The organism is Xanthomonas sp. DAR 35659 (assembly GCF_041242975.1).
Taxonomy (GTDB): domain Bacteria; phylum Pseudomonadota; class Gammaproteobacteria; order Xanthomonadales; family Xanthomonadaceae; genus Xanthomonas_A; species Xanthomonas_A medicagonis.
This window is the reverse complement of the sequence record NZ_CP162488.1, coordinates 513,080-538,758: the sequence shown is the minus strand read 5'-3', so window position 1 is coordinate 538,758 and position 25,679 is coordinate 513,080. Positions and strand designations below refer to the sequence as shown.

General features: G+C 69.0%; 24 protein-coding genes and 2 pseudogenes. 15 read left to right on the top strand and 11 right to left on the bottom strand.

All coding sequences use genetic code 11. From position 1 onward, the window contains the following. Positions 1–7: 7 nt before the first annotated feature. The 6 genes from AB3X07_RS02385 to AB3X07_RS02360 all read right to left on the bottom strand — a co-directional run bounded on the left by AB3X07_RS02385 (position 8) and on the right by AB3X07_RS02360 (position 7,145). Entirely contained in the window at positions 8–2,155 is a 2,148-nt protein-coding gene (locus AB3X07_RS02385) for an acetate--CoA ligase family protein (RefSeq protein ID WP_369942417.1), read from the bottom strand. Positions 2,156–2,177: 22 nt separating this feature from the next. Continuing rightward, the gene (locus tag AB3X07_RS02380; RefSeq protein WP_369942415.1) at positions 2,178–3,020 is read right to left on the bottom strand and encodes a p-hydroxycinnamoyl CoA hydratase/lyase; all 843 of its coding nucleotides are present in this window, start codon (positions 3,018–3,020) and stop codon (positions 2,178–2,180) included. Between the two features lie 171 nt (positions 3,021–3,191). Further along, on the bottom strand, positions 3,192–4,661 hold the full coding sequence (locus AB3X07_RS02375) for a benzaldehyde dehydrogenase (RefSeq protein WP_369942413.1): 1,470 nt from the start codon (positions 4,659–4,661) through the stop codon (positions 3,192–3,194). 39 nt (positions 4,662–4,700) lie between these two features. Continuing rightward, positions 4,701–5,468 (bottom strand): coniferyl-alcohol dehydrogenase, encoded by a 768-nt coding sequence (locus tag AB3X07_RS02370; protein WP_369942411.1) that lies wholly within the window; start codon positions 5,466–5,468, stop codon positions 4,701–4,703. A 17-nt stretch (positions 5,469–5,485) separates the two neighbouring features. Next, a complete protein-coding gene (locus tag AB3X07_RS02365) occupies positions 5,486–6,484 on the bottom strand; it encodes a SphA family protein (RefSeq protein ID WP_369944625.1) in 999 nt (332 codons plus the stop codon). Between the two features lie 145 nt (positions 6,485–6,629). Next, positions 6,630–7,145 carry a MarR family winged helix-turn-helix transcriptional regulator gene (locus AB3X07_RS02360; protein WP_369942409.1) on the bottom strand — a complete coding sequence of 172 codons (516 nt, stop codon included), beginning with the start codon at positions 7,143–7,145 and terminating at the stop codon, positions 6,630–6,632. Positions 7,146–7,581: 436 nt separating this feature from the next. On the opposite strand from AB3X07_RS02360, the gene AB3X07_RS02355 reads away from it, so the two are divergent. The 8 genes from AB3X07_RS02355 to AB3X07_RS02320 all read left to right on the top strand — a co-directional run bounded on the left by AB3X07_RS02355 (position 7,582) and on the right by AB3X07_RS02320 (position 16,390). Further along, a complete protein-coding gene (locus AB3X07_RS02355; RefSeq protein WP_369942407.1) occupies positions 7,582–8,127 on the top strand; it encodes a gamma carbonic anhydrase family protein in 546 nt (181 codons plus the stop codon). Between the two features lie 98 nt (positions 8,128–8,225). Next, positions 8,226–9,140, top strand: a complete 915-nt coding sequence (locus tag AB3X07_RS02350; protein ID WP_369942405.1) for a DUF2167 domain-containing protein — start codon at positions 8,226–8,228, stop codon at positions 9,138–9,140. Between the two features lie 228 nt (positions 9,141–9,368). After that, positions 9,369–10,055, top strand: coding sequence for an RDD family protein (locus AB3X07_RS02345; RefSeq protein WP_369942404.1), 687 nt, complete (start codon positions 9,369–9,371; stop codon positions 10,053–10,055). Further along, positions 10,052–11,062 carry a stage II sporulation protein M gene (locus tag AB3X07_RS02340; RefSeq protein ID WP_369942402.1) on the top strand — a complete coding sequence of 337 codons (1,011 nt, stop codon included), beginning with the start codon at positions 10,052–10,054 and terminating at the stop codon, positions 11,060–11,062. Before AB3X07_RS02345 ends, AB3X07_RS02340 begins: the two co-directional genes overlap by 4 nt. Beyond that, on the top strand, positions 11,052–12,758 hold the full coding sequence (locus AB3X07_RS02335) for a DUF4129 domain-containing protein (RefSeq protein ID WP_369942401.1): 1,707 nt from the start codon (positions 11,052–11,054) through the stop codon (positions 12,756–12,758). The genes AB3X07_RS02340 and AB3X07_RS02335 overlap by 11 nt, the downstream gene beginning before the upstream one ends. Beyond that, the gene (locus AB3X07_RS02330; RefSeq protein WP_369942399.1) at positions 12,755–13,939 is read left to right on the top strand and encodes a DUF4350 domain-containing protein; all 1,185 of its coding nucleotides are present in this window, start codon (positions 12,755–12,757) and stop codon (positions 13,937–13,939) included. The genes AB3X07_RS02335 and AB3X07_RS02330 overlap by 4 nt, the downstream gene beginning before the upstream one ends. Next, positions 13,936–14,928: an AAA family ATPase gene (locus AB3X07_RS02325; protein WP_369942397.1), complete on the top strand. Its 993-nt coding sequence runs from the start codon at positions 13,936–13,938 to the stop codon at positions 14,926–14,928. Before AB3X07_RS02330 ends, AB3X07_RS02325 begins: the two co-directional genes overlap by 4 nt. A 163-nt stretch (positions 14,929–15,091) precedes the next feature. Beyond that, positions 15,092–16,390 carry a DUF58 domain-containing protein gene (locus AB3X07_RS02320; RefSeq protein ID WP_369942395.1) on the top strand — a complete coding sequence of 433 codons (1,299 nt, stop codon included), beginning with the start codon at positions 15,092–15,094 and terminating at the stop codon, positions 16,388–16,390. 28 nt (positions 16,391–16,418) lie between these two features. Here the strand turns inward: AB3X07_RS02320 and AB3X07_RS02315 are convergent. After that, positions 16,419–16,598 (bottom strand): annotated as a pseudogene (locus AB3X07_RS02315) (recombinase XerD); the annotation flags it as partial. A 173-nt stretch (positions 16,599–16,771) separates the two neighbouring features. Here AB3X07_RS02315 and AB3X07_RS02310 point away from each other — a divergent pair. Together AB3X07_RS02310 and AB3X07_RS02305 are read left to right on the top strand one after the other, a co-directional pair. Then, a complete protein-coding gene (locus AB3X07_RS02310; RefSeq protein ID WP_369942393.1) occupies positions 16,772–17,395 on the top strand; it encodes a hypothetical protein in 624 nt (207 codons plus the stop codon). 70 nt (positions 17,396–17,465) lie between these two features. Continuing rightward, positions 17,466–17,810, top strand: a complete 345-nt coding sequence (locus AB3X07_RS02305; protein ID WP_369942391.1) for a hypothetical protein — start codon at positions 17,466–17,468, stop codon at positions 17,808–17,810. A 70-nt stretch (positions 17,811–17,880) separates the two neighbouring features. Here the strand turns inward: AB3X07_RS02305 and AB3X07_RS02300 are convergent, their stop codons facing one another. Then, positions 17,881–18,123, bottom strand: coding sequence for a hypothetical protein (locus tag AB3X07_RS02300; protein WP_369942390.1), 243 nt, complete (start codon positions 18,121–18,123; stop codon positions 17,881–17,883). Positions 18,124–18,731: 608 nt separating this feature from the next. Here AB3X07_RS02300 and AB3X07_RS02295 point away from each other — a divergent pair. Beyond that, positions 18,732–19,043, top strand: coding sequence for a hypothetical protein (locus tag AB3X07_RS02295; protein WP_369942388.1), 312 nt, complete (start codon positions 18,732–18,734; stop codon positions 19,041–19,043). A gap of 350 nt (positions 19,044–19,393) precedes the next feature. Here AB3X07_RS02295 and AB3X07_RS02290 read toward each other — a convergent pair. The 3 genes and pseudogenes from AB3X07_RS02290 to AB3X07_RS02280 all read right to left on the bottom strand — a co-directional run. Then, positions 19,394–19,546 (bottom strand): annotated as a pseudogene (locus AB3X07_RS02290) (glutathionylspermidine synthase family protein); the annotation flags it as partial. A gap of 21 nt (positions 19,547–19,567) precedes the next feature. Further along, a protein-coding gene (locus AB3X07_RS02285; protein WP_369942386.1) for an IS3 family transposase occupies positions 19,568–20,673 on the bottom strand; the annotation gives its coding sequence in 2 pieces (ribosomal slippage) (positions 19,568–20,415 and positions 20,415–20,673; 1,107 coding nt in all). Next, a complete protein-coding gene (locus AB3X07_RS02280; RefSeq protein WP_369944865.1) occupies positions 20,627–21,112 on the bottom strand; it encodes a hypothetical protein in 486 nt (161 codons plus the stop codon). The genes AB3X07_RS02285 and AB3X07_RS02280 overlap by 47 nt, the downstream gene beginning before the upstream one ends. Positions 21,113–21,219: 107 nt before the next feature. On the opposite strand from AB3X07_RS02280, the gene AB3X07_RS02275 reads away from it, so the two are divergent. From AB3X07_RS02275 to AB3X07_RS02260, 4 genes are read left to right on the top strand one after another with little or no spacing between them, the layout of a single operon-like run. Beyond that, complete coding sequence (locus AB3X07_RS02275; protein ID WP_369942384.1) at positions 21,220–22,782, top strand: ShlB/FhaC/HecB family hemolysin secretion/activation protein; 1,563 nt, start codon at positions 21,220–21,222, stop codon at positions 22,780–22,782. 44 nt (positions 22,783–22,826) lie between these two features. Continuing rightward, positions 22,827–24,587, top strand: coding sequence for a DUF2341 domain-containing protein (locus AB3X07_RS02270; protein ID WP_369942382.1), 1,761 nt, complete (start codon positions 22,827–22,829; stop codon positions 24,585–24,587). Positions 24,588–24,591: 4 nt separating this feature from the next. Further along, positions 24,592–24,996, top strand: a complete 405-nt coding sequence (locus AB3X07_RS02265) for an ExbD/TolR family protein (RefSeq protein ID WP_185814983.1) — start codon at positions 24,592–24,594, stop codon at positions 24,994–24,996. Between the two features lie 9 nt (positions 24,997–25,005). Continuing rightward, the gene (locus AB3X07_RS02260) at positions 25,006–25,677 is read left to right on the top strand and encodes a TonB family protein (protein ID WP_369942380.1); all 672 of its coding nucleotides are present in this window, start codon (positions 25,006–25,008) and stop codon (positions 25,675–25,677) included. Positions 25,678–25,679 lie beyond the last annotated feature (2 nt).

The following is a 25,679-nucleotide window of genomic DNA, read 5'->3' as shown; positions in this document are numbered from 1 at the left end:
CGCCGGCTCAGTCGATCAGCATCAGCGCGTCCAGCGCGCGCACGCCCTGGCCCCGCGGATAGACGATCACGGGATTGAGGTCGATCTCGCGGATGCGCGGTTGCGCGCGCAGCAGCGCGCCCAGCCGCACCACCAGATCCGCCAGCGCGGCCACGTCCAGCGCCGGCGCGCCGCGATGGCCGTGCAGCAGTGCCGCGCCCTTGAGCCGCTCCAGTTCGTCGATCACCGCGGCCGCCGACAGATCCGGCGCGAGCAGGCGCACGTCGCGCAGGACCTCGGCGGTCACGCCGCCGAAGCCGACCAGCAGCACCGGCCCCCACTGCGGGTCGTGGCGCGCGCCGACGATCATCTCCAGGCCGCGCTCGGCCATCGCCTCGACCAGCACGCCGTCCAGCGTCGCGTCCGGCGCATGCACGGCGAGATTGGCGTGCAGCCGCTCCCAGCCCTGCGCCAGCGCCTGCGCGTCGGCCAGGCCGAGGATCACGCCACCGACATCGCTCTTGTGGCCCAGCGTGGCCGACTGCACCTTCAGCGCCACCGGGTAGCCGATCCGATCCGCGGCGTCCTGCGCCTGCGCCAGGGTGGTGGCCAGCTCGCCGCGCGCGAACGGCAACCCCAGCGGGGCCAGCAGCGCCTTGGCGCGGTACTCGGGAATCACCCCGCCCTGGTCCGGCAATGCCAGCGGCACCGGCGTCGCCGCGCTGGCATCGGCGTCGCCCGCCGTGCGCGCGGTCAGGCGCGCGAGCGCGCGCAGCGCGCGCTCGGTGCTGGGGAAGTACGGCACGCCCAGGTCGCGCAGTTGCGCCAGGTACTCGGCCGGCAGCGGCGCGCCTTCGTCCAGCCCGGCGAAGATCACCGCCTTGCGCGGCCGCAGGTCGCGCACCGCGCGCAGCACCGGCGGCAGCTTGATCGCGCAGGTGCCCGGATCGGTCTGGATCATGCCGATCACGATCGAGGCGCAGCGCGGGTCCTCGAACAGCGCCGCCAGCGTGCGGTAGTACAGATCCGGATCGACCAGGCCCTGCGCGGTGAGATCGAGCGGATTGCTGACCGCCACGAACGGCGGCAGCGCCGCGCGCAGCGCCGGCGCATCGGCGTCGTCCATCGGCGGCAGGGCCAGGCCCAGGTCCTCGCACAGGTCCAGGCATAGCGCCTTGAACGCGCCGGACTCGCCCAGGATCGCGGTACCGGCCGCCGCCGGCGCCGCGCAACGCAGCGCGATCTCGGCGATGTCGCCCAGTTCTTCCAGGGTCTCGGCCAGGATCACGCCGGCGCGTTCGACCAGCGTGCGCATCACCTGGTAGTCGCCGGCGAGCGCGCCGGTGTGGGTGGCCGCCGATGCGCGCGCGGCGCTGCTCTTGCCCGGATGCAGCAGCACCAGGCGCGTGCCGGCGGCGCGTGCGCGCCGCGCCAGCGCCAGCAGCCGCCGCGGCTGGCGGAACTGCTCGGCGATCATCGCGATCACCCGCGTGCCCGCGTGGTCGAGCATGAACTCGACGTAGTCCTCGATGTGGCTGGCGGCCTCGTTGCCGGTGGAGATCGCGTAGGACAACGGCAGGTCGCGGCTGGCCAGCGTCGTGTTGAGCACGGTCATCATCGCCCCGCTCTGCGAGAGGATGCCGATCGCCGGCGTCGCGCGGTTGCGCGCGGCCTGTTCGACGCCGACCTGGGCGGCGATGAAGGTCAACGGGATGCGTTCCAGATAATTGATGCAGCCCAGGCAGTTCGGCCCTTCCACCAGCATGCCGGACGCGGCCGCGATGCGTGCGATCTCGCGCTGCTGCGCCTGCCCTTCGGCGCCGGCCTCGGCGAAGCCGGCGGAGAAGATCACCACCGCGCCGACGCCGCGCGCGGCCAGCGCGCGCACCGCGTCGAGCACCGCCGCTTGCGGAATCGCCAGCACCGCCACGTCCACGCCGTCGGGCAGCTGCGCGATCGAGGCCAGGCACGGGCGCCCGCCGATCTCCTCGCGCTTGGGATTGATCAGGTGGATCTGCCCGGCATAGTGGTTGCGCTCCAGGTTGTGCAGCACCGAGGCGCCGAGCGCGCCGGGCGTCGGCGAGGCGCCGACGATGGCGATCGAGGCCGGTTCCAGCAGGCGCTGCACCGGCGTGCGGACCGCGCCGGGCGTCGGCGCGGCGGAAGTCGTGCTCATGTCCATCGTGCCCTCGCGCGCGTCAGGCGCCGCGGCCTTGCCGCGACAGGTCGTAGGCGCCCAGGCCGGGCTTGTAGGTCTTCTCGTCCAGGAACTGCTTCAGCCCTTCCTTGCGCCCCTCGTTGTCGTAGCTGTTGGCCGCCTCCTGCGCGCGCACCAGGTAGTCCTCGGCGTTCTCGTAGGTCATCTCGCGCACGCGCCGGATCGCGTCCTTGGTCGCCTTCAGCGCCACCGGATTCTTCTTCGACAGCGCCTGCGCCACCTCCGCCACGCGCGCGCGCAGGCCGGCGCCGGGCAGCGCCTCGTTGACCAGGCCCCACTCGGCCGCGGTGCGGCCATCGATCGGCTCGCCGAGCATGGCGTGGTACATCGCGCGCCGGAACGAGAGCAGTTCGGCCGCCACCTTGGAGGCGCCGCCGCCGGGCAGGATGCCCCAGTTGATCTCCGACAGGCCGAACTTGGCCTCCTCGGCGGCGAAGGCCAGGTCGCAGGCGAACAGCGGTCCGTAGCCGCCGCCGAAGCACCAGCCGTTGACCATCGCGATGGTCGGCTTCTGGTACCAGCGCAGGCGCCGCCACCAGCCGTAGCTCTCGCGCTGCGCCTTGCGCGTGCCGGCCAGGCCGTGCGCCTCGGTGTCGCGGAAGTATTCCTGCAGGTCCATGCCGGCGGTCCAGGCGCTGCCTTCGCCGCTCAGCACCAGCACGCGCACGTCGTCGTGGAACTCCAGCGCGTCCAGCACCTCCATCATCCTGCGGTTGAGCGCCGGACTCATCGCGTTGCGCTTCTCCGGGCGGTTGAATTTCACCCAGGCCACGCCGTCCTCGACGGCGTAGGCGACGGTGTCGTGTTCGGGGTTGCTGCTCATGGGAATCGACCTCAGTGGGGGAAGAATGGGGGCTCCCTTCTCCCTTCGGGAGAAGGTGCCCCGAAGGGGCGGATGAGGGTACGGGCGCAGCCTCGTGCAATTGAATCCGCGCGTCGCTTTCGCGCCGTACCCTCACCCCAACCCCTCTCCCGGAGGGAGAGGGGCTTAAGATCAGTACGGGTACTGCGGCACCGCATCCTTGACCGTGACCCACTGCCAGTGGGTGTACTGCTCCCAGTCGGCCGGGCCGCCGACGCTGGTGCCGTTGCCGGAGGCGCCGGTGCCGCCGAACGGGTTGACCACCTCGTCGGCCACTGTCTGGTCGTTGATGTGCAGCAGGCCGGTATGCAGGCGTTCGCCGATCGCCAGCGCGCGGCCCACCGAGGCCGAGATCACGCCGGCCGACAGCCCGTACTCGGTACGGTTGGCCAGTTCCACCGCCTCGTCGTCGCTGTCGAAGACGATGATGTTGGCCACCGGGCCGAACACTTCCTCGTCGAACGCGCGCATGCCCGGCTGCACGTTGGACAGCACCGTCGGCGCATAGAACAGGCCGTCATGGCGACCGCCGGCCTCGACCACCGCACCGGCGGCAACCGATGCGTCGACGATGTCCACCACGTTCTGCAACTGGCGCTGGTCGATGATCGGCCCGAGCGCCACCTGGCCGCTGGCCGGGTCGCCGACCGGCAGGTGCCGCGCCTTCTCGGCCAGGCGCCGCGTCAGTTCGACGGCAATGCCGCGCTGGACCAGCACGCGGCCGGTGGCCATGCAGATCTGGCCCTGGTGGAAGTAGGCGCCGAAGGCGATCGCCGACACCGCGCGGTCGAGGTCGGCGTCCTCCAGCACGATCAGCGCGTTCTTGCCGCCCAGTTCCAGCGACACCTTCTTCAGGTGCCTGCCGGCCAGTTCGCCGATCTTGCGGCCCGCGGCGGTGGAGCCGGTGAACGCGATCATCGGCACGCCCGGCGCCTCGACCAGCGCCTGGCCGGCATCGGCGCCGCCGGGCAGCACGTGCAGCAGGCCCTTGGGCAAGCCCGCGGCGGCCAGCACCTCGGCGATGACGAAGCCACCGGCGTACGGCGTGCGCGGATCGGGCTTGAGCACCACCGCATTGCCGACCGCCAGCGCCGGCGCCACCGAGCGCAACGACAGCACCAGCGGGAAATTGAACGGCGAGATCACCCCGATCACGCCCAGCGGCAATTGCCGCGCAAGGCTCAGGCAGCCCGGCGCGCTCGGCAGCACCTGCCCGCTGGACTGCAGCGGCATCGCCGCGGCGCGCTGCAGCAGCACGATCGCCTCGCGCACCTCGTGCTCGCCCTTGGCGAGGATGCCGCCAGTCTCGCGCGCGATCAGCGCCGCCGCGGCGGGCGCCTGCTCCTGCAGGATCGCCGCGGCGCGATGGAACACCGCGGCGCGCTCGCGCGGCGGCGTCGCCGCCCAGGCGCGCTGTGCGGCGCGGGCCTTCGCCACCGCCGTCGCGACCTCGGCCGGCCCGGCCTTGCCGACCGTGTGCAGCGGCTGGCCGGACCCCGGTTCGATCACCTCGATGGTGTCGGCCGCGGCGATCCAGTCGCCGTCGAACAGCGTGCCTTGCCAGGTGGCGGCATGGGCCAGGGGAGTGCTGGGGACATTCATGGTGCGTGGTCTCGAAAAGAGGGACGGGAGAACGGGGTGTCAGATCGCGGTGGCGGCCAGGCCGCCATCGACCGGCAGATTGACACCATTGATCCAGCGCGCGGCATCGGAGACGAGGAACACGATCGCCTCGGCGACCTCGTCGGCGTAGGCCGGGCGCTTCATCTTGCCGGCATCGGCCTGCACCCGCTCCGGTCCGAGCATGGTCACGAAGTCGCCCAGGATCGGAGTGAACACCGGACCCGGCGCGACGCTGTTGACGCGCACGTCGTGGCGCGCGAACCAGTCCTGCGAGCGCAGCGCGCTCCACACGATCAGCGCCTCCTTGAAGTACTGGTAGCAGGTCGCCTGCGCCACCGGATGCGCCTGCAGCCAGCGTTCGCCGGCTGCATAGTCCGGCGTTTGCGCCAGTGCGCGATGCAGCTCCACGCGTTGCGGCCATTCCGCGCCGAGGATCGAAGCGACATTGACGATGCTGCCACCGGCGGCGATGCGTGGCAGCAGCGCCTGACTGAGATGACGCAGGCCCAGATAGTTGACCTTCGCCACCAGCTGCACCGGCGCGGTGCCGGGCACGCCGGCGATGTTGGCCAGCGCATCGATACGCGCGGGCAGCTGCGCGACCAGCGCGTCGATGGCTGCCGGATCGCCGAGGTCGGCCTGGTGGAAGCCGTCCAGGGTCATGTTGACAGGGTTGCGGTCCACGCCGATCACGCGCGCGCCGTGGAAGCGCGCCAGCCGCGCCACCTCGCCGCCGATGCCCGAGGCCACGCCGGTCACCACCAGGGTCTTGTTGTGCAGGTTCATAGGTTGAGGCATCCGAGTCAGAACACGTGGACGAACATGAAGTTGATGTTGTTGCCGGAGGCGGCGTTCTTCACCTCCACCGGCAGGTACAGATTGGCGTTGAACAGGTTGTGCGCATCGATCCGCCAGGACACGCCCGGGCCGAGATAGAACTGGCTCTGCTTGCTGTCGGCCACGCGCTCGCCGTTGGTGCGGTTGTCGCGCAGCTGGGTCAGGTAGTAGCCGTTCACGCCCAACCGGAACGCCGGGGTCAGCGCATAGGACGTGGCGAAGTTGATCCAGGCCGCGTCGCCGGCCTGGCCGTTGCGGAAGCGGAAGCCCTCCAGCGGCGGCACGTTGGCGGCCTTGTCGGCGCGGAAGTTGTAGACGTAATTCAGGCGCGCGCTGATCTCCCACTCCGGCGTGGGCAGCACGGTGAACGCCCAGCTCGGCACCAACGACCAATAGCCCGAACTCTGATTGAGATCGCGGTCGCGGTCGAACTTGCCGACCGGCGCGATCGCGTCGAACTCGAAGCGCTGCACGAACACCGGGCGGCCATCGCGCATCGTCGGCAGCATCTGCAGATACGGGCCGAAGGTGACATCGCCCAGGCCGAAGCCGTTGTCGCGCAGGTGCACCGGACTTTCGGCGGCGAACGAGGCGTCCAGGTTCACGAACGGCAGCAGCGCGGTGAAGCCGAGCACGCCGCCGAAGGGCTTGTAGCGGGTGGCATAGACGAACTGGGTCAGCAGCAGGCTGGAGTCGATCCGCGGATCGCGGAAGGCGGGCACGTCGTCGCCATGCGCATCGTTGATCGCATCCAGGTGCGAGTAGCGCGCGTACTGCACGATCGCCCAGCCGGGCTCGGTACTGGTGAAACCATCCAGAAAACTGGTGCCGCCGGTGTTCAGTCCATTGGTGAGCTGGACCGTCTGCGGCACCTGCTGCGCCCAGGCCGGGATGGCGGCGAGCGACAGCAGCAGGGCGAAGGCGAGGTGACGCGGACGCGGCGTGGCGGGGACAGCGGCGGGCATGCGACTCACGGCGAGGGTTCTCCTGGCGGGGATGGAACGGCCGAGCGCGGGGGGAGACGAACGCCGCGCATGGTCGCCCGCGCCGGCCATGCGGATGGCGGCGTGGAACGGGTCGCGGCGAGGCGGCGCGCGAGCGCCGCGGGAATCAGGTGGGTTCGATCTTGGCGAGCAGGTCGAGCGCGCGCAGCAACGCGCGTCCCGCCGGTGCGCCCAACGCCTGCAGCAACTGCGCCTCCATGCGCTGCACCGCGGCCTCGGCGTCGTCCAGCAGCGTCTTGCCGGCCGCGGTCAGATGCAGATGCTGCATGCGCCGGTCCTGGCGTCCGCGCACCTGGCGCAGCAGCCGGCGCTTGATCAGGCGCGCGATCACGATCGCCAGGTTCGGCGGGGAGACATCCAGCACTTCGGCCAACTGGCGCTGGTTGGCGCCGCTGTTCGCATCCACCAGCACCAGCACCGAGAAGTCGACCGGCTTGAGATCGTAGGCGCGCATGCACTCCAGGAACATGCGCCGGATCTGCAATTCGCCGCGGGTCAGCCGGAAGCCGAGCAGCCGCGTCAGCCGGGCCTGGTCGATCGCATCGGCCGGGGCGCTGCTGTCGGGGAGTTCGGTGGTGCTCAAGGGCGTCGCGCCATGACGGGAAGGTGGTGCGCACAGCATAGCGCAGGCGCAGGCGAGCCCCGGCGACGTGCGCCGCACGGACGCATCGCGCCGCGACGACGCCCACGGCCGGCACCCACCATGCACTGCCTTGCTGCTGCATCCGCATCCTCCCGGATCCGACCACATGCCATGGAGACGTGGCGCCGGACCGGCGGTGCATCGCCCTGGTCCGCTTCGCCCCGCGCGCGGTGCCCGAAGCGGGCACCGCGCATATCCGTTACCTGTATTAATAGTTATTTACAATAATCATTATGGCAAGTTGCATTGCAGCATCGGCGCTCGGCCCGGGTTCGGCATGGACGCGGACTCGCGCGTCCGCCCCGTGGCGCGGCGCGCACCGGGCGGTGGCAGGAAGGCTCCGGCAGGCAGGCGCTATCATCGGCAGCCGCGCCGCTATCCGGCGCCGCCCCGCTGGCTTCGCAGGAGAAACGCCGTGCATCCGATCCGCCCGTACCTGGACAAGACGCCGCACCTGGGCGCGCGCGTCTACGTGGACCCGGCCTGCACGCTCATTGGCGACGTGGTGCTGGACGACGACGTGTCGGTATGGCCGGGCACGGTGATCCGCGGCGACGTCAACCACGTGCGCATCGGCGCGCGCAGCAACATCCAGGACGGCAGCATCATCCACGTCAGCCACCACAGCCCGTACAACAACGCCGGCTATCCGACCCTGGTCGGCACCGACGTCACCATCGGCCACGGCGCGATCCTGCATGCCTGCACGGTCGAGGACCTGTGCATGATCGGCATGGGCTCGCGCGTGCTCGACGGCGCCACGGTCAAGCGCTACGGCTTCGTCGGCGCCGGCGCGGTGGTCGGGCCGGGCAAGACGGTGGGCGAGGCCGAGCTGTGGCTGGGCAATCCGGCGCGGCCGGCGCGCAGGCTCAGCGACAAGGAGATCGAGAGCCTGCACTACTCCGCGCAGCACTACGTGCGGCTGAAGGACCAGTACCTGGGCATGCCGGCGCCGCAGTAGCCTGCGCCGGCCACGCGCGCGCGGCGACTGGCACCGCGTGGCGCTTTGCGCGAAACTATCGCCCTCTGGCGTGGGGACGCCACCGAACGGACTCGAACATGATCAAGACGCTTTCGCTGCGCGGCCTGCTGGCCGCCTTCCTGCTCGCGCTGTGCGCCAGCGCCGCCCCGGCCATGGCCGAGGATGGCGAGGACGGCATGACCGCCGAACAGTTCGTCGCCTCGCTGCATTTCCAGGACGGGCATATCGAGATCCCGCCGGCCAAGGTGCATTTCGACCTGACCCAGGATTTCCGCTTTCTGGCCAAGGCCGACGCGCGCCGCGTGCTGGAGGACATGTGGGGCAATCCGCCCGACGACAGCGTGCTGGGCCTGATCGTGCCGCGCCAGCCCGCGCTCGATGAGGACGGCAGCTGGGCCGTGGTGGTCACCTATGCCGACGACGGCTACGTGTCCGACGAGGACGCCAGCAAGATCGACTACAAGGACATGCTCGCGGACATGCAGAAGGAAACCCGCGAGGAGAACGCCCAGCGCAAGGAAGCCGGCTACGAGACCGTGGACCTGATCGGCTGGGCGGTGCCGCCGCGCTACGACGCCGCCAGCAAGAAGCTGTACTGGGCGCGCGAACTGGCGTTCCAGGGCAACGACGGCCACACCCTCAACTACGACATCCGCGTGCTCGGCCGCCACGGCTACCTGAGCCTCAACGCGATCGCCGGCATGGACGAACTGCCGCAGGTGCGCGAGGGCATGCAGCGCTTGCTGCCGATGGCCGAATTCGACAGCGGCGCGCGTTACGCCGATCACAACCCGTCCACCGACAAGATCGCCAGCTACGGCCTGGCCACGCTGATCGGCGGCGGCCTGGCGGCCAAGGCCGGCCTGTTCGCCAAGCTCGGCCTGATCCTGGCCAAGGCCTGGAAGCTGGTGGCGCTGGGCCTGATGGCGCTGGTCGGCGGCATCGGCAAGCTGTTCTCCGGGCGCAAGCGCGACGGCGGCACGGTGCGCTGACCACCGCCGCGGCGGCCCCGGCCGGCGCCGCCGCCACGCCGACAGCGCTGCGCGCGCGGCGATGGCGCAATGGCCGCGCGGCTGGGCAATTGCCGCCGCGCCGGCTAAAGTCGCGGGTCGGAGCAGGACGCAATCGAGAGCACGCATGCCGCCACAGGCAGCCGGCCGGACGCAAGGACGGCCTCCTTACATCGCAGGCGCGCACGCGCGCCGCGCCGGGACCCGGCGATGAGCGGCATGCTCGACACCTACCGTGAAGTGATCACGCCCGAAGGCGTGCCGTTGCACCTGCCGGCCGCCGGCGCGGTACCGCGCGCGCTGGCCTGGTTGATCGACCTGGCGGTGCGGTTCAGCGTGCTCACCGTGATGGGCATGCTGCTCGGCCTGCTCGGCGGCTTCGGCCAGGGCCTGTACCTGGTGGCGATGTTCCTGGTGTTCTGGGCCTACCCGATCGTGCTCGAAGGCTGGCTGGGGCAGACCCTGGGCAAGAAGGCGCTGGGCCTGCGCGTGGTCGCGCGCGACGGCGCGCCGGCCGGCTGGATGGCGGCGATCACCCGCAACCTGCTGCGCACCGTGGACATGCTGCCGTTCGGCTACGCCGTCGGCCTGATCGCCTGCCTGTTCGACGCGCATGCGCGGCGCCTGGGCGACATGGTCGCCGGCACCCTGGTGATCCACCAGGCGCCGCGCCACGACGCGGCCCTGCCGCCGATCGCCAGCGCGGTCGCGCCGCCGCTGGGCCTGCTGCCGGCCGAACAGGCCGCCCTGATCGCCTTCGCCGAGCGCGTGCCGCGGCTGCCTCCGGCGCGGCAGCTGGAACTGGCCACGCTGGCGCTGCCGCTGACCCAGACGCCCGGCCAGGCCGGCGTGCTGCGGCTGTACGCGATGGCCAACTGGCTGCTGGGGCGGCGATGAAGCAGGAACAGTTCATCGCCCGCTACGAGCACGAGTGGCAGGCCTTCGACACCTGGTTGCAGACCCACGGCCGCAAGCGCGACGCCGCGACCGACGCCACCGGCGGCCCGGCGCCGCTCGCCGACGAGGACGTGCCGGCGCGCTACCGGCGGCTGTGCCAACAGCTGGCGCTGGCGCGCAAGCGCGGCTACAGCCCGCTGGTCACCGCGCGCCTGCAGCAACTGATGCAGCAGGGCCATATCGCGCTGTACCGGCCGCCGCGGCCGCGCTGGCGGCGCGCGGTCGAATTCCTGTTTGCCGACTTCCCGCAACTGGTGCGCAGCCAGGCCTGGTGCATGGCCGCGGCCACCGCGCTGTTCGTGGTGCCGCTGGTCACCATCTTCGTGCTGCTGCAGTACCGTCCGGAGCTGATCAACGGGCTGATGGATCCGCTGCAGGTCGCGCAGATGGAGCGGATGTACGATCCCGCCTCCACCTTTCAGAAGCTCGGCCGCGACAGCGGCGGCGACTGGGAGATGTTCGGCCACTACATCATGAACAACATCAGCATCGGCCTGCGCACCTTCGCCAGCGGCCTGCTGGCCGGGCTCGGCACGGTGCTGGTGCTGCTGTTCAACGGCATCACCATCGGCGCGGTGGCCGGGCACCTGCACCAGATCGGCTACGGCGTCACCTTCTGGCGCTTCGTCGCCGGGCACGCGCCGTTCGAGCTGACCGCGATCGTCATCGCCGGCGGCGCCGGCCTGCAACTGGGCCTGAAGCTGCTGGCGCCGGGCCGGCGCCGGCGCATCGACGCGCTGGTCGAAGGCGGCCTGATCGGCGCCAAGCTGTGCCTGGGCGTGGCCTTCATGCTGCTGGTCGCCGCCTTCATCGAAGCGTTCTGGTCCTCGATCGGTTCGCTGCCGGCACCGGTGAAGTACGGCGTGTCCGGCTTGTTGTGGACGCTGGTGCTGCTGTGGCTGTGGCGCGGCGGGCGGGGCGTGGCGGAGGCCGGCGATGCGGATTGAACGCCTGGACGTGGTGCTGCGCGCGCGCTCGGCCTGGGAGGCGATGGAGCTGGGCAACGCGCTGGTGCGCCGCCATGCCGGCGCGATCTGGAAGCCGTGGCTGCTGTGCACCCTGCCGCTGTTCGCGCTGCTCAACCTCGGCGCCTGGGCGATCGGCCACCTGTGGCTGGCGGGGCTGGCGCTGTGGTGGCTGAAGCCGGCGCTGGACCGGATCCCGCTGTTCGTGATCTCGCGCGGCGTGTTCGGCGACGCGCCGCGCATCGGCGAGACGCTGCGCGCGCAATGGCGGTGGGGCTGGGCGCCAATGTTCGGCTACCTGACCTGGCGCCGGCTGAGTCCGGCACGCACCGTGTTCCTGCCGTTGGAACTGCTCGAGGGCGCCAGCGCCGACCAGCAGCGGCAGCGCCGCCGCACCCTGGGCGGCGCGGTCTACGGGCATGCGCTGCTGCTGGCCGTGGTGTGCTGGCACTTCGAACTGATGCTGTGCCTGGCCTGCATCGCCGCGATCGCGATGTTCGTGCCGGTGGACCTGCTGCCGGAAACCGCCCGCGCGGCCTGGGCGCTGATCGGCGAGGAGACGCCGGCCTGGGCCGACATCGGCCTGAATGCCTTCGGCTGGCTGGCGATGACCCTGATCGAACCGTTCTTCGTCGGCGCCGGCTTCGGCCTGTACCTCAACCGCCGCACCGAACTGGAAGCCTGGGACGTGGAGATGGCGCTGCGGCGGCTGCGCGACCGGCTCAGCAGCGCGACGCCGATGCTGGCGTTGCTGCTGGCGGTGGTGTTGCTTGCCGCGCCCGGGGCGGCGCTGCGCGCGCAAACCGCCGCGGCGGACGGCGATGGCGCGGTGGCAGCCGACGCATCGGCGCCCGACACGGCCGAGACCGGCCACGACCGCGCGGCGATGGCCGATCCGCACGCGCACCAAGCCGATGGCGAGGACGACGACGCCCACGGTGACAGCGACGACGAAAAACCGGTCGCGCTGGACGACATCTTCGACACCGTGCCGGCCGCCGACACCCGCTTCGACCGCGCCGCCGACCGCGCCTACGACGATCCGTTGCTGTCGGGCAAGCGCAGCGTCAGCTACTGGAAGCAGCGCGACCGCGCCGAAGAGGCGAAGAAGAAGGAAAAGGAGAAGGAGCAGCGCAAGGGCGACGCCGCCAAGAACGCGTCGAACGCGGGCAAGCCGCTGCTGGCCGGCATCGCCCAGGCGTTCGCGTTCATCGGCGAATGGGGCCTGTGGTTGCTGGCCGCGATCCTGGTGGTGGTGCTGCTGCTGACCGTCAAGCGCTGGCTGCCCTGGATGCGCGGCAGCGGCCGGCGTCGGGCGCCGGAGGCGGCGCCGGTGGCGCATGCGCCGGTGCTGGCCCCGGAACCGCTGCCCGACGACGTGCCCACCATCGCGCGGCGCCTGTGGCGCGAAGGCCGCCAGCGCGACGCGCTGGCGCTGCTGTACCGCGCCAGCGTGCAGACCCTGTGCGAACGCGCCAACCTGGTGCTGCCGCCTGGCGCCACCGAAGCGCAGTGCCTGCGCGCCTCCCGGCGCCTGCCCGAGGACACCGACCGCACCCTGTTCGCGCGCATGGTGCGCACCTGGCAGTACGCCGCGTACGCCGGCCGCATGCCCGACGATGCCGCCTTCGACGCCCTGCTCGACGAACTGCACCAGCAGTACCGGTGGCGCGCATGAACAGCGGAACCCGCAATGCGCTGATCTTCCTGCTCGGCGTGGTCGTGGTCGGCGTGCTCACCGCCTGGTTCCTGGGCCGCTACGAACGCGCCGAACGCGAACTGGCGCTGCCGCCGCGCGGCGAGGCCGCGTACAACCCGTTGTACGCCTTGCGCCAGACCCTGCGCGCCGACGGCGTGCGCGCCGAATCGCGGCAGCGCCTGGACCTGTCGGCGATGCGCCTGCAGCCCCACGACAGCGTGCTGCTGTTCGGCGACCCGCGCGCGCTGAGCAAGCCCGACACCGAGGCGCTGCTGGCCTGGGTCGAACAGGGCGGGCACCTGATCCTGCGCACGCCCTCCGCCGGCGAGGACGCGCCCAAGCTGCCGATCTTCGATGCGCTCGACGTCACCCTGGAGGACGGCAAGCCCGGCCATTGCCTGGCGCTGGCCGACGGCGAGAAGCCCGCGAAGCTGTTCTGCAAGGGCCGGCGTTTCCAGATCGACGAGGACGCCGCGCTCAACTGGTGGGGCAGCGACGAGGACTACGCGTACGCGCGCCTGCCGCATGGCGACGGCAGCGTGGACGTGCTGGCCGACATGGAGTTCCTGCAGAACGAGGATGGCAGCCTGCGCGCCCTGTTCGGCAAGGACTCGCCGCTGAAGGACTCGGAGGTACTGCGCTATGGCGGTTTGCGCGACCACGCCAACCGCCTGCTGACGCGGCAGATCCTGGAACCCAACTACGGCCGCGGCACCATCCACCTGATCTATTCCGCCGAGCTGCCGTCGCTGTGGCGCACCCTGTTCACCCGTGGCTGGCCGGCGTGGTTGCCGGCGCTGCTGATGCTGCTGGCCTGGCTGTGGTCGCGCAAGCAACGCTTCGGCCCGCTGCTGGCCGCGCCGGCGGCCGACCGCCGCTCGCTGCTGGAGCACGTGCGCGCCAGCGGCGAGCACCTGTTCCGCTACGGCAAGGCGTCGCTGCTGTACACGGCGGTGCGCCAGGCGTTCCTGACCCGGCTGCGGCGGCGCGCGCCGCTCGCCGCCGCGCTGGAGGGAGCGGCCCAGGCCGCCGCCATCGCCGAACGCCTGCGGCTGCCGCCGGCCCAGGTCGAACAGGCGCTGCAGATGCCGGCGCCCAAGCAACACGCCGCCTTCCGCGATCGCATTCGCCTCCTCGTCCAGATGAGAAACCAGTTATGACCACCGCACCCGCCGACTCCATCGCGCCGCTCGCCGGCCCCGGCCTGATCGAACGCGTCGAGGCGATCCGCAACGCGGTCGGCCAGGCCTTCATCGGCCAGCCCGACGTCCTCGACCAGATCCTGATCGCGCTGCTGGCCGGCGGCCACGTGCTGATCGAAGGCGTGCCCGGCCTCGGCAAGACCCTGCTGGTGCGCGCGCTGGCGCAGGCGCTGGAGCTGAACTACGCGCGCGTGCAGTTCACCCCCGACCTGATGCCCAGCGACGTCAGCGGTCACGCCGTGTACGACCCCAAGACCGAGAGCTTCAAGATCCGCCGCGGCCCGGTGTTCACCCACCTGCTGCTGGCCGACGAGATCAACCGCGCTCCGGCCAAGACCCAGTCGGCGCTGCTGGAAGTGATGCAGGAAGGCCAGGTCACCATCGAAGGCAAGGCGTTCCCGCTGGCGCCGCCGTTCCTGGCCCTGGCCACGCAGAACCCGGTCGAACAGGAAGGCACCTATCCGCTGCCGGAAGCGCAGCTGGACCGTTTCCTGCTGAAGGTCCTGATCGACTATCCGCAGCTGGAGGACGAAAAGAGCATGGTCGAAGCGGTGACCACCGGACGCAGCGCCGGCGATTTCGACCTGTCGCAGGTGCCGCGCGTGCTCGGCGCCGACGACGTGGTGGCGATGCAGCGCGGCACCGCGGCGATCGTGGTGGACCCGCAGGTGATCGACTACGCGGTACGCATCGTCGCCGCCACCCGCAGCTGGCCGGGCATCGCGCTCGGCGCCGGCCCGCGCGGCAGCATCGCGCTGATCCGCGCCGCGCGCGCGCAGGCGGTGCTGTCCGGCCGCGACTTCGTCACCCCCGACGACATCCGCGACATCGCCAAGCCGGCGCTGCGCCACCGCATCGCCCTGGCGCCGGAACTGCAGATCGAAGGCCAGAGCGCCGACGACGCGCTGGGCGCGTTGCTGGCGAAGGTGGAGGCGCCGCGGAAATGAGCCGGGATTCGGGAGTGGGGAATCGGGAATGGGAAAAGCCTGCATTGCCGGCAATGCAAGCGCTTCCTGCTCGTCTCCAGATCGCTCCCATTACGCCTTCAGACGCACGCGCCCCGCTGTTGCGATTCCCCATTCCCCATTCCCCAATCCCGGCCCTCCAGCAATGAGACCCGCCCCGCCACTGCTGGCCCTGCTCGGCCTGTGGGCGCTGTACGGCCTGGCCACGGCGCTGGAGGCGCTGCCGCTGTGGTCGTGGCAGGCGCTGGGCGGGGCGATCGGCGTGGCCGCCGCGGTGGACGCATGGCGGCTGTGGCGGCGGCCCACGCCGCAGCTGCGCCGCGAACTGCCCGAGGCGCTGCCGCTGGGCATCGAACGCGAGGTCGGGCTGCGCATCGACAGCGCGCAGCGGCAGACCGTGGACGTGTTCGATCTGGTGCCCAGCGGCTGGGAACTGCACGGCCTGCCGCGGCGGGTGCTGTTGCCCGCCGCCACCGAGACCCACCTCAGCTACCGGCTGCGCCCGACCGCGCGCGGCCGTTTCGAATTCGCCGGCACCCACCTGCGCCTGCACTCGGCCTGGCGCCTGTGGCGGCAGCGGCGCGTGGCCGGCCCGGTGCAGACCGTGCGCGTGTATCCGAACTTCGCGCCGCTGACCCGCTTCGCGCTGTTCAGCGCCGAACAGGCCTCGCGGCTGGTCGGCGCGCACCTGAAGCGGCGCCGCGGCGAAGGCACCGATTTCCACCAGATGCGCGAGTACCGGGTCGGCGACAGCCTGCGCCAGATCGACTGGAAGGCCACTTCGCGCGCGCGCAAGCTGATTTCGCGCGAGTACCAGGACGAGAAGAACCAGCAACTGCTGATGCTGATCGACACCGGGCGGCGGATGATGGCCAGCGAGAGCGGCCTGTCGCATTTCGACCACGTGCTCAACGCCGCGCTGGTGGTGTCGTACCTGGCGCTGCGCCAGGGCGACGCGGTCGGGCTGATGGCCAGCGGCGGCGACGCGCGCTGGGTGGCGCCGCAGCGCGGCATGGGCACCGTCGATACGCTGCTGCGCGCCAGCTACGACCTGCAGCCGCAGGCGGTGGCCACCGACTACCTGGCCGCGGCGACCGAACTGTCGCTGCGCCAGCGCCGGCGCTCGCTGGTGATGCTGGTCAGCAACGTGCGCGACGAGGACATCGAGGACCTGCTGGCCGCGGTGCGGATGCTGCAACGCCGCCACCTGGTCTGCGTGGCCAGCCTGCGCGAGCGCGAATTGGACCAAGTGCTGGCGCAGGAGGTGGACGACCTGCAGCAAGCGGTGCAGGCCGGCGCGGTGGCCCGCTACCTGCAGCAGCGCGGCGACGCCCACGAGGCGCTGCGCAGCCACGGCGTGATGGTGCTCGACGTCACCGCCGAGGAACTGCCCGGCGCGCTGGTGCAGCGCTATCTCGCGGTCAAGCGCGACGGGTTGCTGTAGCGCGACGCCACGGCCCATGGCGATGTCTCCGGCCGCTCTGCATTGAATCCCGCTTGCCGTTGGCCAGAATGAAACGCCGCATGCGGCCCACCTACGCCTGCTCGGTGCGCAGGCTGCAATGTCGAAGCCACAGCCGACCACGTACCTGATCCAGCAGCTTGGAGGACAGGCGCGCCGTTAAGCCTGCATCGTCACGGGCGTAACTCATACGCCCGCTCAAACGTCGGATAACACAACCAGCATCGACCCCGAGACCGGCGACTACCATCTGACAGGTCATTGTTACGGGTTAGGAATTCGCCCCTTTCCAGACCTCCGGCGTTAGTCGATACTTGGTGCAACACCGCTTTTAGGCGGTCCAATAGTAGTTAGGCGGCACACATGACGATGGTCCCCACCGAATGTCACATGCCATCGCTCTACCCGGAGTTGGAGCGGCTGCAACCCAGACTCATTCTTCTAGCTGCTTTCATTGGCAACGGTACACTCAGTCAGAATGCCGCCTTGATCCGAAGAAATCTCATTCGACTAGTCGATAAGGCTGTCTATGAGTACTCATTGGCCAGGCAGGCAGTGCTCGATCAGATCGCGGAGTCGCGACGCAGCTACGAGGAAATGATCGGTGGCAGAATCATCTATCTGTTCGGATTCACTGACCATATGGAGAACTGTCTAAACGCAACACGCCGAGCCTTGGACTTGCTTCAGCACTTGCGCGCAGATCTGAGCGCTCCTGCTCAAGATAGAATCAGGCGCCGACTGATTGATGCCCACGCTGGGTGGCTTATCGATATAAGGAACTCTTTTGAGCACGTTGGTGACGCCATAAACAAGAACGAGTTCGGAGGGGGCGAGATGGTTGTTTTGAGCTATGGGGATGACCAGAAAAGCATCTGCATCGGAAAGCACGCTCTATCATTCAACTCTATTGCAACTATCCTTCAGGGGATTCATGAAGAAGCAAAGCGACTTCTGCAGGAGCCACATCAGGCGGGCGCCGCCTAACAAGTCAATCAAGCCGACGTGCCTTCGGCACGCGGCTTATTTCCAGCGTTAGGGGTGTGGGGAGATTTCTGTGGCAATCATAGATGAGCATCTGACCAAGCTTCGCCGACGCCACTACTTGCGCAACGCTACCGCGCCTAACCGATGGTTCGATTTCACATCTGGCAAGGTCACCGACTACGTCAAGCGCTATGGCGATGACTTTTGCCTAATCATCAATGGCTCGCATACCCAGAACGATGCATACGTCATCCCATTCAAGGTTGCGCGTCAAACGCTAACGTCGGATGCATTAGACGAACGCGGCCGTTGGGTCGGCACTATTGACGGATCAAAGCTTGTGCTGGGAGCGCCAAGCCACAGCACGCTGCACGTTGGCGGGTATCACAACGCTTTCCACTACTTAGGGCTATAGCATTTATGACTCACGCCCCTAACAATTCGTCCAAGCCGATGCCGCTTCGCGGCGCGGCTTAACTCAGGTGTTAGGTTTCAACAGCATGCATCCTGGAGCCCACCTTGAAATCGAGATCGAGGCAGCAGACGGAACCCACGTCCGCGAACCATTCCGCACCGTGAGGGCCGACGAAGCTCTTGCTTTTGCAAAGAGCAATCTTCAACCGGGCATCACAATAGTTATCGCATGCCTTGGAACTGACGTGGACTACGGGAACTTCATCATAGAAGCCACCAGCCCAAGCTCTTGCAATCTGCGGGCGCTGGAACATAGGGGTTTCCACATCTCTGGCGTCTCGGTTGAGCAGACGTTTGATGCACTGGAGTATTGGCTGCCACGGCAGGAACGCACACCAGCTCTCACGTGGCAGGATGAGTAGTTGAAACCTAACAATTCATTCAAGCCGACGCCGCTTCGCGGCGCGGCTTAATTCAGGCTTTAAGTGCCATATGGATTATCTCGCAGCTTTAGCAATTGCAATCGGCAGCTGGCTGGCCGTTCCCGGCGGATCATGGCGACCGAGTGACCCAGTTATAGCCGAGGCCAAATCGCAGATAGAGCCTTATGTATCGCGCGAGGCTTCTCAAGCACACAAAATCCTTCCAAGACTGGGGGAGCTACACCTTCCAGTACCAAGATCAGGAGCTCCACGGCAGACAAGTCATTCTCGTTAATGCTTTCTGTGACGCGCCTCCACAGTATGCCGCCGCACAAATGGTGGTGGTTTTTGACGGGGATCCTTGCTACTTCCAAGCGTACTGGGATCCCATCGACAAGGTGTACATAAGCGTCGTGTTCAACGGTGACGCGTGATGGCACAAGCCGAACCCGCTTCGCGGGTCGAACTAATTCAGGCGTTAGGCGGTTTCGGATATTTCCATGCAACTGATGCTGCTAGCAATCGTAGTTATTACAATTGTCAACATCATTGCATCTGTGGTGGTGCTACGTGTCCCTGTTTTCTCATCATCGCAACGACTGTGGCAGTTCGGTCTTATCTGGCTCGTTCCAATCATTGGCGCAGTCGTCTGTGCAGTGTTTGCTTCTACTCAGGCACCTGATCCCGCATCACCCGGCACAGTTGACCCACTCTACTTGCCATCCGACGGTGGCGTTCCTGACGGCCCGGGCATCGGCATCTGTGGTTGCAGCGGCGTTGATGGGTACAGTGGCGGCGCGGGCGGCGACTAGTAGGCGCCTCTAGTAACCTCGATTTCGAAAGCTACGCGCTAAGCACATCCGTCACTTGCGAGTGCTTATGTGTAGCTTTTGGGGGCTATTAGAGGTGCCCTTAATTCAAGCGTTCGCCGCATCGAACATGATCGAGCCATGCTCTACATCGTTGAGGCCTGTCCTTCCTTTCGTTCCGCTTGGGAGGCGCACCCGCTCGAGCACGGCAACGACTATCAGCATTCCGGAGGCCGTTCAAAATGCCTGGGGCAACGCGAACGTCGGTCCAGAGACACTTGCTGGCTACCTAGGCCCGGAGTGGAACGTTCGGGCAATGAACCGTCACTGCGGGCTCCGGATGCGACAGGCATTCAGGCATACAGCACGCCCGGCCGCCCCGCTTCGACGATGGCGTGCGGCACGAAGCGCGCGCTGTCGCGGGTGATCGGACCATCGTCCTCGCGGATGCCGATGCCGCACGCCGCATCGCCGACGATCCAGCTGCCGACCATGCGACGTCCCCCCGCTTTCAGTAGCGGGGCTCTTTAGAGTCCGGGTTCCATCGTAGCGGCTTTGGCCGCTAGCTGGCGGGCATAGGCGGCCGGGGTCAGGCCGCCCAAGATCTTCTTCGGTCGATCCTCGTTATATTCCCGTCGCCAGGTCTCGATCTCGGTACGAGCGTGCAGCAGCGTCGGGAACCAGTGTTCGTTGAGGCATTCGTCGCGCAGGCGGCCGTTGAAGCTCTCGATGTAGGCGTTCTGGTTCGGCTTGCCTGGCTGGATCAAGCGCAGCTGCACACCGCGCTCGTGGGCCCACGTCACCATCGTCTTGCCGCAGAACTCCTTGCCGTTGTCTGTGCGGATCACCTGCGGTAGACCCCGTGTCAGCGCCAGCCGATCCAGCACCCGGGCCACGCCGTGGCCGGAGATGGCCCGCTCCACCTCGATCGCCACCGCCTCGTGCGTGGCATCGTCGACGATGGTCAGGGCCTTGAGCACCCGGCCCTCGGCGGTGCGGTCGAACACGAAGTCCATCGACCAGACCTGGTTGGCGGCTTCAGGCCGAAGCAACGGCTGCCGCTCGCCCAGCAGCACCTTCTTCCGCTTGCGCCGGCGCACCTGCAACCTGGCCTGCTGATACAGCCGTTCTACCCGCTTGTAGTTCACCGGCCACTGCTCCTGCCGCAGTTTCAGATAGATCATCCCGACGCCGTAGCGCTTGTGCCGCTGCGCCAGCGCCAGGATCCGCTCGCGCAGCTCGACGTTGCGATCCGCACGCGGGACGTAGCGCAGCGCGCTGGCGCTCATCCGCACCACGGCCAGCGCCCGGCGCTCAGTGAGCCCGCGTTCTACCAGGTGCCGCACCAGCGTCCTGCGCGCCGGTGCGGTCACCACTTTTTTCGCAGGGCGTCCTTGATGACGTCGTTCTCGAACATCTGCTCGGCCAGCAGCTTCTTCAGCCGCGTGTTCTCCGCCTCCAGCTCCTTGAGCCGCTTGGCCTCCGGCACGCTCATGCCGCCGAACTTGCTGCGCCACAAGTAGTAGGAGGCCTCGCTGAACCCGTGCCGCCGGCACAGGTCCTTCACCGCCACGCCGGCTTCGGCCTCACGCAGGAAGCCGATGATCTGCTCTTCGGAAAAGCGCTTCTTCACGTCCAATCTCCGTCTCGTTGGGGATTGGACTCCAAATCGCCATGCTACTCAAAACCGGGGGGACGTCGCCCTCGCGCGAATGCAGCGGCTTGCGGACCAAACCCGGCGGCAACGCGCTGCCGTCGTCGAACGCGGCCGGCAGCAGATTGGGATGGCCGCGATAGAACTGCCGGGCGCGCTGGTGCAACGCTATCTCGCGGTCAAGCGCGACGGGTTGCTGTAGTCCCGCGCGCGCGGCGCGGACGATTCGGTAGACAAGTGCGGGCGCGAGCGCGTCGGTTCCGTCGCCACCGCTGAGCCATTCACGACCGACTGACACCGGCGCGCAACGCGCCGCACCACGCATTTCGGGACCGGTGCCGCGGCACATCGCGCATTTATGTTTCAGGTGCCGGCATTTTCTCCGGCCGCATGGCAAAACCGTGACATGCACGGTCACAAATGCGTTCGCGAATAGTCATTTATCGCCCCTAACGTCCTGCCCCCATTGCGGCGGCCTTCATTCGCGGCATCGCGCCGCGCGCCGACGTCAGGGGACATTTTCAGATGGAGTTGCGACTCTTCGCGGCACTCGGCCTGGCCGTGTGCGGCGTGCCATGCGCTTGCGCCGCGGACGCGCCGGCGGCGCGGTTCGACGTGATGGCCTACCAAGTGGTCGGCAACAGCGCATTGAGCGCGGCGGACATCGAGCGCGCGGTGTATCCGTTTCTCGGCCCGCAGCGCAGCGAGGCCGATGTGGAAGCGGCGCGCGCCGCACTGCAGGCGCTGTACGCCGACAGGGGCCTGGCCACGGTCGCGGTGAGCGTGCCCGAACAGAATGCCGGCAACGGCCTGGTCACCCTGCAGGTGAGCGAACAGCGCATCGGCCGGCTGCGCGTCAACGGCGCCACCTATTTCTCTCCCGATGCGGTCGAGCGCGGCGCGCCGTCTTTGAAGGAAGGCGGCGTGCCCGACTTCAACGCGGTGCAACGCGACATCGTCGCGCTGAACCAGTGGCCCGATCGCCGGGTCACGCCGGACGTCAAGGCCGGCGCGCAACCGAACACGGTGGACGTGGATTTGAACGTGGAGGACACGCTGCCGCTGCACGGCAGCGTGGAACTCAACAACCGCAACAGCGCCAACACCTCGGAACTGCGGCTGGGCGGTTCGGTCCGCTACGAGAATCTCTGGCAACGCGGGCACAGCATCACGCTCTCGGCGCAGACCGCGCCGCAGCGGCCGTCCGATGCGCGGGTGTTCTCCGCGTCGTACCTGGCGCGCTTCGGCGCCTCGCCGTGGTCGCTGCTCGGCTACAGCGTGCGCAGCGACAGCGAGGTCGCCGCGATCGGCGGCTTCAACGTGATCGGCAACGGCAGCCTGTTGGGGCTGCGCCTGATCCGCTCCCTGCCTGGCGACGCAGGCTTCTTCCACACCCTGAGCGTGGGCGCGGACTACAAGGACTTCAAGGAGGACACCTTGTTCGGCGGCGACCGCAGTTCCGCGCCGATCCGCTACCTGCCGCTCAGCGCCAGCTACAGCGCCACCTGGATGCGGCCGCGCGGCATCGACACGTTCGAAGCGACCGCGACGCTGAACGTGCGTGGCGTCGGCGACGACAGCGCGCACTTCGACATCAAGCGCTACAAGGCGCGCTCCAACTTCTTCCACCTGCGCACCGACGCCTCGCGCATGCGCACGTTCGCCGGCGACTACCAGTGGTCCGCGCGGCTGCAGACGCAGTTGGCGTCCGAACCGCTGATCAGCAACGAGCAATTCAGCATCGGCGGCATGGACAGCGTGCGCGGCTATCCCGAGAGCCAGGCCCTGGGCGACTACGGCGCCGCCGGCCAGTTCGAACTGCGCAGCCCCTCGTTCGCCTCCGCGGCCGGACGCACGGTGCAGGAGGCGCGCGTGCACGCGTTCCTCGATGCCGGCTATACGCGCATCCACGATCCGCTGCCCGAGCAGACGGTGAGCGAAACGCTGGTCGCGACCGGCGTGGGCGCCGCGTTCAAGGCGTTCGCGCATCTCAACGGCGCGCTGGAAGTGGCCGCGCCGCTGTCCAGTCCCGGCGGGCGCAAACAGAAGGACATCAACGTGCTGTTCCGGCTATGGAGCGAGTTCTGAAGCCGGCGTCGTTCAAACATCAATCGGGGTGGATCGTGATCAGATTGCGTACTTTCTTGTTCCTGGGCCTGTTGCTGCTCGCGCTGCCGGCATCGGCCGCGACCTGGTGGGACGGCAAGTGGAACTACCGGGCCAAGCTCACCCTCGACACCACCTCCACCGGAGCCGCGCTGAGCCAGCCGTCCGGCCGCACGCAGGTGCTGGTGCGCCTGCATTCGGGCAACTTCAACTTCGCCGATGCCAAGGCCGACGGCAGCGATGTGCGCTTCGTCGCCGGCGACGACCGCACGCCGCTGAAGTACCACTTCGAGAAGTACGACGGCCTGGTCGACCAGGTGGCGCTGGCCTGGGTCGACCTGCCCGATCTGCCGGCCAACGCGAGCACGCCGCTGTACGTGTATTTCGGCAATCCCGAGGCCAGCGGCGGCAGCGACGCCAAGGGCAGCTACGACGCCGACACCGTCGCGGTCTACCACTTCGCCAGCGCGCAGGCCGCCGGCAGCGACAGCACCGCCTACGCCAACAACGCCACCTCCCCGGCGAACCTGGCCGACGCGGCGTTGATCGGCGCCGGCCTGCGCCTGGACGGGCGCGCGCCGGTGGCGGTACCGGCCTCGGCCTCGTTGACCTGGCCGGCGGCGCAGCCGGCGACGCTGTCGCTGTGGGCCAAGCCGGCAGGCGCCGACGCATCCGGCGTGCTGTTGGCACTACCCGGCGCGCTGACCCTGCGCCTGGACGGCGGCCGCGTGCTGGCCGAGTTCGGCACGGCCGCGCAGATCGCCGCGCCCGCCGCGCTGCCGGCCGATGCCTGGGCGCACGTGGCGCTGCGCAGCGATGGCAAGAGCGCGACCCTGTTCGTCAACGGCCAGCCGGTCGGCACCGCCGCGGTGGCGCTGCCGCCCAGCACCGGCGGCGTGCTGCTCGGCGGCGAACCCGGCGCAGCGCATCCGAACTTCATCGGCCTGCTCGACGAGGTCGAAGTCGCCAAGACCGCGCGCGCGGTCGGCGCGATCGAGGCGGCGGCGCGCAGCCAGGGCGTGGACGCGCGGCTGCTGCGCTTCGACCCGGTGGAGCAGCGCGCGGGCGACGGCGGCCACAACTACTTCGGCATCCTGATCGCCGCGCTGACCCCGGATGCGTGGGCGGTGATCGGCATCCTGGCGGTGATGGCGCTGATCAGCTGGTGGGTGATGGTGCGCAAGGGCCTGTACCTCAACGCCACCGCCGGCGCCAACGCGCGCTTCCTCGATGCCTACCGGCAACAGGTGGCCGCGCATCCGCTGCACGCGCCGCAGTGGCAACAGCTCGGCAGCACGGCCGGAGTGCGCTCCAACCTGGCACGGCTGCTGCAGGTGGGGCAACAGGAACTGCGCGAGCGCCTGCAGGCCAGCGGCACCAATGTGGTCCGCACGCAGTCGATCGCGGCGATCCGCTCGGCCCTGGACGCGGCCGCAGTGCGCGAAGGCCAGCGCATCCACAAGGGCATGGTGCTGCTGACCATCGCCATTTCCGGCGGCCCGTTCCTGGGCCTGCTCGGCACCGTGGTCGGGGTCATGATCACCTTCGCCGCGGTCGCCGCCGCCGGCGACGTCAACATCAACGCGATCGCGCCCGGCATCGCCGCCGCGCTGCTGGCCACGGTCGCCGGCCTGGCCGTCGCGATCCCCGCGCTGTTCGGCTACAACTACCTGCTCAGCCAGGCCGAGGCGGTCTCGGCGGACATGCAGGTGTTCGTCGACGAACTGGAAAAGCGCATCGCCGAAGACTATGCCGGCGACGCGCCGGCGCGCGCGGTCGGGGGCTGAGCCGATGAAGGTCCAAGGCAAAAAGCCCTACGACGACATCAACATCACGCCGATGCTGGACCTGGCGTACGTGCTGTTGGTGATCTTCATCATCATGACCACCGCCGCGGTGCAGGGCATCAAGGTGGAATTGCCCAAGGCCAGCGCGGCCAAGCCGCTGTCCGAACCCAAGACCAAGGTCATCGCGATCGACAACAACGGCCAGGTCAGCCTGGACGCGGTGCCGGTGAGCATGAGCGAGCTGGAACAGCAGTTGCGCAACGCGCTGGCCAGCGACGCCGAGTTGCCGGTGATGCTGCGCGGCGACCGCACCGTGCAGTACGAGAAGGTGATGGCGGTGCTGGACCTGTGCAGCCGGCTCGGCATCGCCTCGATCGGTCTGGCCACGCAACGCCCGGCGGCCGGCTGAGTGAACGCGATGGATCCGCTGCACGACACCGAGCCGCCGCGGCGCTGGCTGAAAGTCGGCGCCGCGCTGTTGGCGCTGCTGCTGCTCGGCTTCCTGGTCTCGCTCCTGCTGCGCCCGCAGCAGGCGCCGCCCACGCGCGCGCAGCCGCCGCGCATCACCCAGGTGATGCTGCCGCCGCCCCCGCCTCCGCCGCCCCCCAAGCCCACGCCGGAACCGCCCAAGCCGCAGGAACGGCCGCAGCCGCTGCAGGCCGCCGAGCCCACGCCGCAGCCAAAACCGGACACCGAGCCCACGCCACCGGGCGATCCGCTGACCGCGCCGGCCGGCCCCGGCGACAACGCCTTCGGCCTGCAGGCCGGCGAGGGCGGCGGCACCCGCATCGGCGGCAAGGGCGGCGGCGGCAGTCCGTTCGGCGGCTACGCGGCCAGCGTGCAGCGCGCGGTGCAGCAGTTGCTGCAGCGCGACGAGCGCACCCGCAAGGGCCGCTACAGCGCCACCGTGGCGCTGTGGCTGAACCCGGACGGCAGCATCGGCCGCCTGCAGATCCTGCAGTCGGCCGGCAAGCCGGACCTGGACGCGGCGATCGTGCGCGCGCTGCAGAACCAGCCGCTGCCGCAACCGCCGCCCGCCTCCCTTCCCCAGCCCATCCAGTTGCGCATCGGCGCGCTGGCGCCGGGCTGACG

What these genes read in the sequence shown, in the direction of transcription:
- AB3X07_RS02320 (WP_369942395.1), top strand. Translation starts at nt 15,092, where the DNA reads ATGAGACCCGCCCCGCCACTGCTGGCCCTGCTCGGCCTGTGGGCGCTG.
- AB3X07_RS02340 (WP_369942402.1), top strand. Translation starts at nt 10,052, where the DNA reads ATGAAGCAGGAACAGTTCATCGCCCGCTACGAGCACGAGTGGCAGGCC.
- AB3X07_RS02300 (WP_369942390.1), bottom strand. Translation starts at nt 18,123, where the DNA reads ATGTTCCAGCGCCCGCAGATTGCAAGAGCTTGGGCTGGTGGCTTCTAT.
- AB3X07_RS02375 (WP_369942413.1), bottom strand. Translation starts at nt 4,661, where the DNA reads ATGAATGTCCCCAGCACTCCCCTGGCCCATGCCGCCACCTGGCAAGGC.
- AB3X07_RS02350 (WP_369942405.1), top strand. Translation starts at nt 8,226, where the DNA reads ATGATCAAGACGCTTTCGCTGCGCGGCCTGCTGGCCGCCTTCCTGCTC.
- AB3X07_RS02335 (WP_369942401.1), top strand. Translation starts at nt 11,052, where the DNA reads ATGCGGATTGAACGCCTGGACGTGGTGCTGCGCGCGCGCTCGGCCTGG.
- AB3X07_RS02380 (WP_369942415.1), bottom strand. Translation starts at nt 3,020, where the DNA reads ATGAGCAGCAACCCCGAACACGACACCGTCGCCTACGCCGTCGAGGAC.
- AB3X07_RS02385 (WP_369942417.1), bottom strand. Translation starts at nt 2,155, where the DNA reads ATGAGCACGACTTCCGCCGCGCCGACGCCCGGCGCGGTCCGCACGCCG.
- AB3X07_RS02370 (WP_369942411.1), bottom strand. Translation starts at nt 5,468, where the DNA reads ATGAACCTGCACAACAAGACCCTGGTGGTGACCGGCGTGGCCTCGGGC.
- AB3X07_RS02325 (WP_369942397.1), top strand. Translation starts at nt 13,936, where the DNA reads ATGACCACCGCACCCGCCGACTCCATCGCGCCGCTCGCCGGCCCCGGC.
- AB3X07_RS02260 (WP_369942380.1), top strand. Translation starts at nt 25,006, where the DNA reads ATGGATCCGCTGCACGACACCGAGCCGCCGCGGCGCTGGCTGAAAGTC.
- AB3X07_RS02345 (WP_369942404.1), top strand. Translation starts at nt 9,369, where the DNA reads ATGAGCGGCATGCTCGACACCTACCGTGAAGTGATCACGCCCGAAGGC.
- AB3X07_RS02360 (WP_369942409.1), bottom strand. Translation starts at nt 7,145, where the DNA reads ATGCTGTGCGCACCACCTTCCCGTCATGGCGCGACGCCCTTGAGCACC.
- AB3X07_RS02295 (WP_369942388.1), top strand. Translation starts at nt 18,732, where the DNA reads ATGCAACTGATGCTGCTAGCAATCGTAGTTATTACAATTGTCAACATC.
- AB3X07_RS02275 (WP_369942384.1), top strand. Translation starts at nt 21,220, where the DNA reads ATGGAGTTGCGACTCTTCGCGGCACTCGGCCTGGCCGTGTGCGGCGTG.
- AB3X07_RS02365 (WP_369944625.1), bottom strand. Translation starts at nt 6,484, where the DNA reads ATGCCCGCCGCTGTCCCCGCCACGCCGCGTCCGCGTCACCTCGCCTTC.
- AB3X07_RS02330 (WP_369942399.1), top strand. Translation starts at nt 12,755, where the DNA reads ATGAACAGCGGAACCCGCAATGCGCTGATCTTCCTGCTCGGCGTGGTC.
- AB3X07_RS02265 (WP_185814983.1), top strand. Translation starts at nt 24,592, where the DNA reads ATGAAGGTCCAAGGCAAAAAGCCCTACGACGACATCAACATCACGCCG.
- AB3X07_RS02310 (WP_369942393.1), top strand. Translation starts at nt 16,772, where the DNA reads ATGACGATGGTCCCCACCGAATGTCACATGCCATCGCTCTACCCGGAG.